We start from the raw sequence: 11,189 nt of genomic DNA, 5'->3' as shown, positions 1-11,189 counted from the left end.
TCCTCCGCAAGGCTTCATTGGCAAGCGAGAGGAACGGGGCCGCATCAAATGCGGTTTTAGCTGTTTATGGGGCAGGGGCCGGCGCCCGGGATTTGTCGGCACCCTCGCCAAGCTCAGGGCGTTAAGCCCGTAAAGGAGACAGGCATGAACCAAGAGGTCATGAATCTTTTCAATCCGCAGGTGCCTGCACAGACTTTCGATTCCATCCGGATTTCGATCGCCTCGCCGGAGAAGATTCTTTCCTGGTCTTACGGTGAGATCAAGAAGCCGGAGACGATCAACTACCGCACGTTCAAGCCGGAACGCGATGGTCTTTTCTGCGCACGTATCTTCGGTCCGATCAAGGATTACGAATGCCTGTGCGGCAAGTACAAGCGCATGAAGTACAAGGGCATCATCTGCGAAAAGTGCGGCGTCGAAGTCACGCTGTCGCGCGTTCGCCGTGAGCGCATGGGTCATATCGAGCTCGCTGCTCCCGTTGCCCACATCTGGTTCCTGAAGTCGCTGCCATCACGCATTTCGACGCTGCTCGACATGACGCTGAAGGATGTTGAGCGCGTTCTCTACTTCGAGAACTACATCGTCACCGAGCCTGGTCTGACGTCGCTGAAGGAAAACCAGCTCCTCAGCGAAGAAGACTACATGCTCGCCGTCGATGAGTTCGGCGAAGATCAGTTCACCGCGATGATCGGTGCTGAAGCGATCTATGAAATGCTCGCTTCGATGAACCTCGAAAAGATCGCTGGCGATCTGCGTTCGGATCTGGCCGAGACCACCTCGGATCTGAAGCAGAAGAAGCTGATGAAGCGGCTGAAGATCGTCGAGAACTTCATGGATTCCGGCAACCGTCCGGAATGGATGATCATGAAGGTCGTTCCGGTGATCCCGCCGGATCTGCGTCCGCTCGTGCCGCTGGATGGCGGCCGTTTCGCGACGTCGGATTTGAACGATCTTTATCGCCGCGTGATCAACCGTAACAACCGTCTGAAGCGTCTGATCGAACTGCGCGCACCGGGCATCATCATCCGCAACGAAAAGCGCATGCTGCAGGAATCTGTGGACGCGCTGTTCGACAACGGCCGTCGTGGCCGCGTCATCACCGGCGCCAACAAGCGTCCGCTGAAGTCGCTGTCCGACATGCTCAAGGGCAAGCAGGGCCGCTTCCGTCAGAACCTGCTCGGCAAGCGCGTCGACTATTCCGGCCGCTCGGTCATCGTGACCGGTCCGGAACTGAAGCTGCACCAGTGCGGTCTTCCGAAGAAGATGGCGCTCGAACTGTTCAAGCCGTTCATCTACGCCCGCCTCGACGCCAAGGGTTATTCCTCGACCGTCAAGCAGGCCAAGAAGCTCGTCGAAAAGGAAAAGCCGGAAGTCTGGGATATCCTCGACGAGGTCATCCGCGAGCATCCGGTTCTGTTGAACCGCGCACCGACGCTGCACCGCCTGGGCATCCAGGCCTTCGAACCGACCCTGGTCGAAGGCAAGGCTATCCAGTTGCACCCGCTTGTCTGCACGGCCTTCAACGCCGACTTCGACGGCGACCAGATGGCTGTTCACGTGCCGCTGTCGCTTGAAGCGCAGCTCGAAGCACGCGTGCTGATGATGTCGACGAACAACATTCTGCACCCGGCTAACGGCGCGCCGATCATCGTTCCGTCGCAGGACATGGTTCTGGGTCTCTACTATCTGTCGATCCTGAACCAGAACGAACCGGGCGAAGGTATGGCGTTTTCGGACATGGGCGAGCTGCATCACGCGCTCGAAACCAAGTCCGTGACACTGCACGCCAAGATCCGTGGCCGCTTCAAGACCGTCGACGCCGAGGGCAACCCGGTTTCGAAGATCTACGAAACCACGCCTGGCCGTATGATCATCGGCGAACTGTTGCCGCGCAACGTCAACGTGCCGTTTGAGACCTGCAACCAGGAAATGACCAAGAAGAACATCTCCAAGATGATCGACACGGTCTACCGTCACTGCGGTCAGAAAGACACGGTCATCTTCTGTGACCGCATCATGCAGCTCGGCTTTGCCCATGCTTGCCGCGCTGGCATTTCGTTCGGCAAGGACGACATGGTCATTCCGGACACCAAGGTGAAGATCGTCGGCGATACTGAAGCGCTCGTGAAGGAATACGAGCAGCAGTACAATGACGGCCTCATCACCCAGGGCGAAAAGTACAACAAGGTTGTCGACGCCTGGGGTAAGGCGACTGAAAAGGTCGCCGACGAAATGATGGCCCGCATTAAGGCGGTGGAGTTCGACGACAACGGCCGTCAGAAGCCGATGAACTCGATCTACATGATGTCGCACTCCGGCGCCCGTGGTTCTCCGAACCAGATGCGTCAGCTGGGCGGCATGCGCGGCCTGATGGCCAAGCCGTCGGGTGAAATCATCGAGACGCCGATCATCTCGAACTTCAAGGAAGGTCTGACCGTTAACGAGTACTTCAACTCGACCCACGGTGCCCGTAAGGGTCTGGCCGACACCGCCTTGAAGACCGCGAACTCGGGTTACCTGACCCGTCGTCTCGTCGACGTGGCGCAGGACTGCATCGTCAACTCCGTCGATTGCGGCACCGAAAACGGCCTCACCATGACGGCGATCGTCGATGCCGGTCAGGTTGTGGCTTCGCTTGGCGCTCGTATTCTTGGCCGTACGGCTCTGGACGACATCGATCACCCGGTCACGGGCGTTCGTCTCGTCGACGCCGGCCGGATGATCCTGGAACCCGACGTCATCGAGATCGAAAAGGCTGGCATCCAGTCGATCCGCATCCGTTCGGCGCTGACCTGCGAAATCCAGACGGGCGTTTGCGGCGTCTGCTACGGCCGCGACCTGGCACGTGGTACGCCGGTCAACATGGGCGAAGCGGTTGGCGTTATCGCGGCACAGTCGATCGGTGAACCGGGCACCCAGCTCACCATGCGTACCTTCCACTTGGGCGGTACGGCGACCGTGGTTGACCAGTCGTTCCTGGAAGCGTCCTACGAAGGCACGGTTCAGATCAAGAACCGCAACATGCTGCGCAACTCTGACGGCATTCTCGTCGCCATGGGTCGTAACATGGCCGTCCAGATCCTCGACGAACGTGGTGTCGAGCGCTCCTCGCAGCGTGTCGCCTACGGTTCGAAGATCTTCGTCGACGATGGTGACAAGGTGAAGCGCGGTCAGCGTCTTGCCGAGTGGGACCCCTACACCCGTCCGATGATGACGGAAGTGGAAGGTACCGTTCACTTCGAAGACGTGGTCGACGGCATCTCCGTGCTCGAAGCGACCGACGAGTCCACCGGCATCACCAAGCGTCAGGTTATCGATTGGCGTTCGACGCCGCGCGGTACCGACCTGAAGCCGGCGATCGTCATCAAGGACAAGAACGGTGCGGTCATGAAGCTGTCGCGTGGTGGCGACGCCCGCTTCATGCTCTCGGTCGACGCCATTCTGTCGGTCGAGCCTGGTACGAAGGTTTCCCAGGGTGACGTGCTTGCACGTTCGCCGCTGGAAAGCGCCAAGACCAAGGACATCACCGGTGGTCTGCCGCGCGTTGCCGAACTGTTCGAAGCTCGTCGTCCGAAGGATCATGCCGTCATCGCTGAGATTGATGGTACGATCCGCTTCGGCCGCGACTACAAGAACAAGCGTCGCGTTCTGATCGAGCCTGCTGAAGACGGTGTCGAGCCGGTCGAATACCTGATCCCGAAGGGCAAGCCTTTCCATCTTCAGGATGGCGACTACATCGAAAAGGGCGACTACATCCTCGACGGCAACCCGGCGCCGCACGACATCCTGGCGATCAAGGGCGTGGAAGCACTCGCTTCCTACCTGGTCAACGAAATCCAGGAAGTCTACCGACTGCAGGGCGTTGTGATCAACGACAAGCACATCGAAGTCATCGTTCGTCAGATGCTGCAGAAGGTGGAAATCACCGATGCCGGCGACTCGACCTACATCGTCGGTGACAATGTCGACCGCATCGAGCTCGAAGACGTCAACGATGGCCTGATCGAACAGGGCAAGAAGCCGGCATACGGCGATCCGGTCCTGCTCGGCATCACCAAGGCCTCGCTGCAGACACCGTCGTTCATCTCGGCGGCGTCGTTCCAGGAAACCACCAAGGTCCTGACCGAGGCGGCGATCGCCGGCAAGGTCGACGGTCTGCAGGGTCTGAAGGAAAACGTCATCGTCGGCCGTCTGATCCCGGCTGGTACAGGCGGAACGATGACCCAGATCCGCCGCATCGCGACGGCGCGCGACGAGATGATTCTCGAAGAGCGTCGCAAGGGCACGGGCGCAGATGTTGCAACCCCGATGCTCGCCGATCTCGCGAAGGAAAACGCAGCGGCCGAATAATGGGAGGAGGGCGTTCTCGCCCTCGTTTCCTCAAATCAAAAAAAAGCCGCCCGGAGCGATCCGGGCGGCTTTTTCATTGGGGAAGGCTGGAAGGGGAGGCGACGCTCAGGCGTCGACGGCCTCAGCTGAAACGGATGATCGCAACTTCGCCTTCGAGGGCGCCCTGGTAGGCCGAGGCATGCGGCTCCTCGTTCGGCACGTCGGTCAGTGTGCCGATCTGATCGAGGTCGGCCTCCAGGAAGCCTTCCTCGGCGAGCGCGTTCAGCGCCTCACGCACGGCCGTATCGTCGTCGGGTGCGCGCAACATCACGTGAATGTCGACGCCTTCGTCGTCTCCGTCGGTCTCATAGGCCTTGCCGATGATGATAAAGACCATCGGCTCGTCCGGTGCATTGTCGTTGTCAGGCGTGACGCTCATTGAATATCCTTTCGAGTGCGTGGCTGACTTTAGCGCCCTTTTCAGTGCAGTGCGAAAGAAATAGCTATAAGATCACAGGCTTTGGCGACTGCAGAATCCCATAGATCGAAATCGATTGAAGGACGGAATTATGCAACGAGTTTAAGGCGCCACAGCGTCCTTTGCGCGTCATGCTGGATGCGCGGCGCCGTAGAGCAGAATCATGGCGGTGGAAAACCGTCACAAACTGGTTGCCGATTCCTTAAGCCTGTCGGAAGCTGCCTGTGTTCAAGTGCAGTGGGGTCAACCTGACCCACCGCGAGAGGCGCCAAACCCTTGTTTTCCGGGCATGGCGGGCCTGTTGGCCGGAGAATATTTGTTAATTGCCCTTGACTGTCGGCCTTGAAATCAGTACACCCCGCCGCATCGGAGCCCATGTGAGGCTGGCTGGTTCGGAACGTCGCGTTCTGGAGTTCGCCTCAAACAAGGTTCGAAACGCACGCTGACTACAAAAAATGCTGCACGCATGACGCGCGAAATGGTGTGTCCTCTGCTTTTTGTAGGGCCATCCGCGATAAAGCGGATCGGTCCTCGTTTGCGCATTTTACAGGCGTTCGTACCGCCGGCGACGGCAACGATCCGCCCGCAAGGGTAACGAGACAAGATTTTGCAAGGGATGGTTACATGCCTACCGTAAACCAGCTGATCCGCAAGCCGCGTCAGGCACAGGTAAAGCGCAACAAGGTTCCTGCTCTGCAGGAAAACCCGCAGAAGCGTGGTGTTTGCACCCGCGTCTACACGACGACCCCGAAGAAGCCGAACTCGGCTCTGCGTAAGGTCGCCAAGATTCGCCTGACCAACGGCTTTGAAGTCATCGGCTATATCCCGGGTGAAGGCCACAACCTTCAGGAACACTCGGTTGTTATGATCCGCGGCGGCCGCGTAAAGGACCTTCCGGGTGTCCGTTACCACATCATCCGTGGCGTTCTCGATACGCAGGGTGTCAAGAACCGCAAGCAGCGCCGCTCCAAGTATGGTGCGAAGCGTCCGAAGTAATTTCGGGTTTCACGAATTCGGCGCTGCGCGAGGTTCTCCGCGTGTTAAGGCGCCAGTCAACAGTTGAGAGACAAAACGTATGTCACGTCGTCACAGTGCAGAAAAGCGCGAGATCAACCCGGACCCGAAGTTCGGCGATCTGGTTGTCACCAAGTTCATGAACGCCATCATGCTTCATGGCAAGAAGTCGGTTGCTGAAAGCATCGTTTACGGTGCCTTCGATGCCGTTCAGGGCAAGCTGAAGCAGGAGCCGATTGCCGTGTTCCATTCGGCCCTCGACAACATTGCTCCGCACGTAGAAGTCCGTTCGCGTCGCGTTGGTGGTGCAACCTACCAGGTTCCCGTCGACGTTCGTCCGGAACGCCGTCAGGCGCTCGCCATCCGCTGGCTGATTGCTGCTGCCCGCAAGCGCAACGAAACGACCATGGTTGATCGCCTCTGCGGCGAACTCATGGACGCTGCGAACAACCGTGGCAGCGCCGTCAAGAAGCGCGAAGACACGCACAAGATGGCCGACGCCAACCGTGCATTCTCGCACTACCGCTGGTAATCGACGACCAATTTCGAAAGGGAGTCCCTATGGCTCGCGAATACAAAATCGAAGACTACCGCAATTTCGGTATTATGGCGCACATCGACGCCGGCAAGACGACGACGACCGAACGCATTCTCTACTACACCGGTAAGTCCCATAAGATCGGCGAAGTCCATGACGGCGCCGCTACCATGGACTGGATGGAGCAGGAGCAGGAACGCGGCATCACCATCACGTCTGCTGCGACCACGACCTTCTGGAAGGGCCGTGACGGCAAGACCCGCCGCTTCAACATCATCGACACCCCCGGCCACGTCGACTTCACCATCGAAGTCGAGCGTTCGCTGCGCGTTCTCGACGGCGCCATCGCGCTGCTCGACGCCAACGCCGGTGTTGAGCCGCAGACGGAAACCGTCTGGCGTCAGGCTGAGAAGTACAATGTCCCGCGGATGATCTTCTGCAACAAGATGGACAAGACCGGCGCTGACTTCTACCGCTCTGTCTCGATGATCAAGTCGCGCCTCGGTGCGATCCCGGTCGTCATGCAGCTGCCGATCGGCGCTGAGACCGAGTTCAAGGGCGTCATCGACCTGATCGAGATGAACGCACTCATCTGGCGCGACGAATCGCTCGGCGCTCAGTGGGACGTCGTCGAGATCCCGGAAGATATGAAGGCAGAAGCGCAGAAGTACCGCGAACTTCTGATCGAGACCGTTGTCGAGATCGACGAAGCCGCCACTGAAGCGTACCTGGAAGGCAACCTGCCCGACAACGAGCAGATCCGCGCGCTCGTTCGCCGTGGCACCATCGACGTGAAGTTCCATCCGATGTTCTGCGGTACCGCGTTCAAGAACAAGGGCGTTCAGCCGCTTCTCGACGCCGTTGTCGACTACCTGCCGTCGCCGCTGGACATCCCGGCGATCAAGGGTATCGACGTCAAGACGGAATCCGAGACCGAGCGTCATGCTGACGACAGCGAGCCGCTTTCGATGCTCGCCTTCAAGATCATGAACGACCCCTTCGTCGGTTCGCTCACCTTCGCCCGCATCTACTCCGGCAAGCTCGAAAAGGGCACGTCGGTCATGAATACGGTCAAGGAAAAGCGCGAGCGCGTCGGTCGTATGCTTCAGATGCATTCCAACAGCCGTGAAGACATCGAAGAAGCCTTTGCTGGCGACATCGTGGCTCTGGCTGGCCTCAAGGAAACCACCACTGGCGATACGCTCTGCGACCCGCTGAAGCCGGTTATCCTCGAGCGCATGGAATTCCCGGAGCCGGTCATCCAGATCGCGATCGAGCCGAAGACCAAGGGCGACCAGGAAAAGATGGGCCTCGCGCTCAACCGCCTGGCTGCTGAAGACCCGTCGTTCCGCGTCAAGACCGACGAAGAGTCCGGCCAGACGATCATCGCAGGCATGGGTGAACTTCACCTCGACATCCTGGTTGACCGCATGCGTCGCGAATTCAAGGTCGAAGCAACCGTCGGCGCGCCGCAGGTTGCCTACCGCGAAACCATCACGCGTCAGCACGAAGAAGACTACACGCACAAGAAGCAGTCCGGTGGTACCGGCCAGTTCGCGCGCGTCAAGATCGTCTTCGAACCGAACCCGGATGGCGAAGAGTTCAAGTTCGAGTCCAAGATCGTTGGTGGTGCTGTTCCGAAGGAATACATCCCGGGCGTTCAGAAGGGCATCGAAAGCGTTCTGTCTTCGGGTCCGCTGGCTGGCTTCCCGATGCTGGGTGTCAAGGCGACGCTCATCGACGGTGCCTTCCACGACGTTGACTCGTCGGTTCTGGCGTTCGAAATCGCTTCGCGTGCTTGCTTCCGCGAAGCAGCCAAGAAGGCCGGCGCTCAGCTCCTCGAGCCGATGATGAAGGTCGAAGTCGTAACGCCGGAAGATTACGTCGGTGACGTTATCGGCGACCTGAACTCGCGTCGTGGCCAGATCCAGGGCCAGGAAGCACGCGGTGTTGCTGTCGTCATCAACGCGAACGTCCCGCTGGCGAACATGTTCAAGTACGTGGACAACCTGCGCTCGATGTCTCAGGGCCGCGCCCAGTACACGATGACCTTCGATCACTACTCGCCGGTCCCGTCGAACGTCGCACAGGAAATTCAGGCAAAGTATTCCGGTCAGAAGTGACCGGAATACCCTTTCGCTGAAAACAGTTAGATAAGATTTCCCCGATAGGGGACAGGAAACGGAGAGCCGAAAATGGCAAAGAGCAAATTTGAGCGCAACAAGCCGCACGTTAACATTGGCACGATTGGCCACGTTGACCATGGCAAGACGTCGCTGACGGCAGCGATCACGAAGTACTTCGGCGAGTACAAGGCGTACGACCAGATCGACGCTGCTCCGGAAGAAAAGGCCCGTGGTATCACGATTTCGACGGCTCACGTTGAGTATGAGACGCCGAACCGCCACTACGCGCACGTCGACTGCCCCGGCCACGCCGACTACGTCAAGAACATGATCACCGGTGCAGCGCAGATGGACGGCGCGATCCTGGTTTGCTCGGCTGCTGACGGCCCGATGCCGCAGACCCGCGAGCACATCCTGCTTGCTCGCCAGGTTGGCGTTCCGGCAATTGTCGTGTTCCTCAACAAGGTCGACCAAGTTGACGACGCCGAGCTTCTCGAGCTCGTCGAGCTTGAAGTTCGCGAACTTCTGTCGTCCTACGAATTCCCGGGCGACGACATTCCGATCATCAAGGGTTCGGCACTTGCTGCTCTTGAAGATTCGGACAAGAAGATCGGCGAAGACGCGATCCGCGAGCTGATGGCTGCTGTTGACGCCTACATCCCGACGCCTGAGCGTCCGATCGACCTGCCGTTCCTGATGCCGATCGAAGACGTGTTCTCGATCTCGGGCCGTGGTACGGTTGTGACCGGTCGCGTTGAGCGCGGCATCGTCAAGGTTGGCGAAGAAGTTGAAATCGTCGGCATCCGCGACACGTCGAAGACGACGGTTACGGGCGTTGAAATGTTCCGCAAGCTGCTCGACCAGGGCCAGGCCGGCGACAACATCGGCGCGCTGATCCGTGGTGTTAACCGTGATGGCGTTGAGCGTGGCCAGATCCTGTGCAAGCCGGGTTCGGTCAAGCCGCACAAGAAGTTCATGGCCGAAGCCTACATCCTGACGAAGGAAGAAGGCGGCCGTCATACGCCGTTCTTCACGAACTACCGTCCGCAGTTCTACTTCCGCACGACGGACGTGACGGGTATCGTCACGCTTCCGGAAGGCACGGAAATGGTTATGCCTGGCGACAACGTCACGGTTGCCGTTGAGCTGATCGTTCCGATCGCGATGGAAGAAAAGCTGCGCTTCGCTATCCGCGAAGGCGGCCGTACCGTCGGCGCCGGCATCGTCGCTTCGATCGTCGAGTAATCGGCGACGGGCGGAATGAGACGAGGCGCATCGTTATGCGCCTCGGACATAGCCGCCCAGCATGATTTAGTTGGTCGCACGGCTTGCCGACGACGCCGAAATAGTGCAAATGGCGCGCAAGCGTGATTTGCACGGTGCGTTGGCATAGTGCGATCACGAAAGTACAGGCCGGCCACGGCCGCTCAAATAGGAAGGGGCAGGGGAAACCTTGTCCCTCCGATCTTTGAAAAATTAGCGGACTGGCCGAACATCAAACGAAGTTCAATGCGTGTTTCTCCACGGAAATCGCAACTAACATGAACAAGGATAAGTCGTATGAACGGCCAGAACATCCGCATCCGCCTCAAGGCGTTTGATCACCGGATCCTCGATGCCTCGACGCGCGAAATCGTGTCGACGGCCAAGCGCACCGGTGCAAGCGTGCGCGGTCCAGTACCGCTGCCGACGCGCATTGAAAAGTTTACGGTCAACCGCTCGCCGCACGTCGACAAGAAGAGCCGCGAGCAGTTCGAAATGCGTACCCACAAGCGCCTTCTCGATATCGTAGATCCGACTCCGCAGACCGTTGACGCGCTGATGAAGCTCGACCTCGCTGCCGGCGTCGACGTGGAAATTAAGCTTTAATAACAAGGAAGGTACGTGGGCTTCGGTCCAACGGCTTCCAGAAACGGGCGACCCGACGTTCCGCAAGGAGCAGAGGGAGACCTTAAACAAGAGATGCGGAGGGGCTCGCCCCGACGTTAACTCTCAAGAGGAATGAACCGATGCGTTCAGGTGTGATTGCACAGAAAGTGGGAATGACGCGCGTCTACAACGACGCCGGCGAGCATATCCCGGTAACAGTATTGCGGCTGGAAAACTGCCAGGTGGTAGCCCAGCGCACGGACGACAAGAACGGCTATACCGCTGTCCAGTTGGGCGCCGGCACTGCCAAGGTCAAGAACACGCCGAAGGCGATGCGCGGCCACTTTGCTGCCGCCAACGTCGAACCGAAGGCGAAGCTCGTCGAATTCCGCGTTTCCGCGGACAATCTGATCGACATCGGCTCCGAACTGACCGCCAACCATTTCGTTGCGGGCCAGCTCGTCGACGTCACCGGTACCACGATCGGTAAGGGCTTTGCCGGCGCCATCAAGCGCCACAACTTCGGCGGTCTGCGTGCAACGCACGGCGTTTCCGTATCGCACCGTTCGCATGGTTCGACCGGCTCCAACCAGGATCCGGGTCGCGTCTGGAAGGGCAAGCGCATGGCTGGTCACATGGGCCAGACGCGCGTCACCACGCAGAACCTCGAAGTCGTATCGACCGACGAAGACCGCGGTCTGATCCTGGTCAAGGGCGCTGTCCCCGGCTCCAAGGGTGCCTGGATCGTCGTTCGTGACGCCATCAAGTCGGGCACCCCGGAAGGCGCACCGCGCCCCGCGGCCGTGCGCGCCGAAGCATCGAAGTAAGGGAGCCG

General features: G+C 59.2%; 8 protein-coding genes. 7 read left to right on the top strand and 1 reads right to left on the bottom strand.

The genetic code is table 11. The features are described from left to right. The first annotated feature begins 144 nt into the window (after window positions 1-144). Window positions 145-4,350, top strand: coding sequence for a DNA-directed RNA polymerase subunit beta' (gene rpoC, locus ABIE33_RS01210; protein WP_429120370.1), 4,206 nt, complete (start codon window positions 145-147; stop codon window positions 4,348-4,350). A gap of 121 nt (window positions 4,351-4,471) precedes the next feature. Here rpoC and ABIE33_RS01205 read toward each other — a convergent pair whose 3' ends face one another. Then, the gene (locus ABIE33_RS01205) at window positions 4,472-4,768 is read right to left on the bottom strand and encodes a hypothetical protein (RefSeq protein WP_025426661.1); all 297 of its coding nucleotides are present in this window, start codon (window positions 4,766-4,768) and stop codon (window positions 4,472-4,474) included. A 663-nt stretch (window positions 4,769-5,431) separates the two neighbouring features. Here ABIE33_RS01205 and rpsL point away from each other — a divergent pair. The 6 genes from rpsL (at window position 5,432) to rplC (ending at window position 11,181) form a co-directional block, all read left to right on the top strand. Further along, entirely contained in the window at window positions 5,432-5,803 is a 372-nt protein-coding gene (gene rpsL, locus ABIE33_RS01200) for a 30S ribosomal protein S12 (protein ID WP_003507760.1), read from the top strand. Between the two features lie 79 nt (window positions 5,804-5,882). Next, entirely contained in the window at window positions 5,883-6,353 is a 471-nt protein-coding gene (rpsG, locus tag ABIE33_RS01195; protein WP_025426662.1) for a 30S ribosomal protein S7, read from the top strand. Window positions 6,354-6,382: 29 nt separating this feature from the next. Then, complete coding sequence (gene fusA / locus ABIE33_RS01190; RefSeq protein WP_429120366.1) at window positions 6,383-8,482, top strand: elongation factor G; 2,100 nt, start codon at window positions 6,383-6,385, stop codon at window positions 8,480-8,482. Between the two features lie 72 nt (window positions 8,483-8,554). Then, the gene (gene tuf / locus ABIE33_RS01185) at window positions 8,555-9,730 is read left to right on the top strand and encodes an elongation factor Tu (protein WP_077498427.1); all 1,176 of its coding nucleotides are present in this window, start codon (window positions 8,555-8,557) and stop codon (window positions 9,728-9,730) included. 315 nt (window positions 9,731-10,045) lie between these two features. Then, window positions 10,046-10,354, top strand: a complete 309-nt coding sequence (rpsJ, locus tag ABIE33_RS01180) for a 30S ribosomal protein S10 (RefSeq protein ID WP_003507767.1) — start codon at window positions 10,046-10,048, stop codon at window positions 10,352-10,354. A gap of 140 nt (window positions 10,355-10,494) precedes the next feature. Further along, window positions 10,495-11,181, top strand: coding sequence for a 50S ribosomal protein L3 (gene rplC / locus ABIE33_RS01175; RefSeq protein ID WP_025426664.1), 687 nt, complete (start codon window positions 10,495-10,497; stop codon window positions 11,179-11,181). Window positions 11,182-11,189: the final 8 nt, after the last annotated feature.

Origin of the sequence: Ensifer sp. 4252 (assembly GCF_050434565.1) — a bacterium.
Taxonomy (GTDB): domain Bacteria; phylum Pseudomonadota; class Alphaproteobacteria; order Rhizobiales; family Rhizobiaceae; genus Ensifer.
This window is presented reverse-complemented; position numbering and strand designations above follow the sequence as displayed.

Excerpts from the sequence above, each read along its gene's own strand:
- rpoC (WP_429120370.1), top strand. The coding sequence starts at position 145 with ATGAACCAAGAGGTCATGAATCTTTTCAATCCGCAGGTGCCTGCACAG.
- ABIE33_RS01205 (WP_025426661.1), bottom strand. The coding sequence starts at position 4,768 with ATGAGCGTCACGCCTGACAACGACAATGCACCGGACGAGCCGATGGTC.
- rpsL (WP_003507760.1), top strand. The coding sequence starts at position 5,432 with ATGCCTACCGTAAACCAGCTGATCCGCAAGCCGCGTCAGGCACAGGTA.
- rpsG (WP_025426662.1), top strand. The coding sequence starts at position 5,883 with ATGTCACGTCGTCACAGTGCAGAAAAGCGCGAGATCAACCCGGACCCG.
- fusA (WP_429120366.1), top strand. The coding sequence starts at position 6,383 with ATGGCTCGCGAATACAAAATCGAAGACTACCGCAATTTCGGTATTATG.
- tuf (WP_077498427.1), top strand. The coding sequence starts at position 8,555 with ATGGCAAAGAGCAAATTTGAGCGCAACAAGCCGCACGTTAACATTGGC.
- rpsJ (WP_003507767.1), top strand. The coding sequence starts at position 10,046 with ATGAACGGCCAGAACATCCGCATCCGCCTCAAGGCGTTTGATCACCGG.
- rplC (WP_025426664.1), top strand. The coding sequence starts at position 10,495 with ATGCGTTCAGGTGTGATTGCACAGAAAGTGGGAATGACGCGCGTCTAC.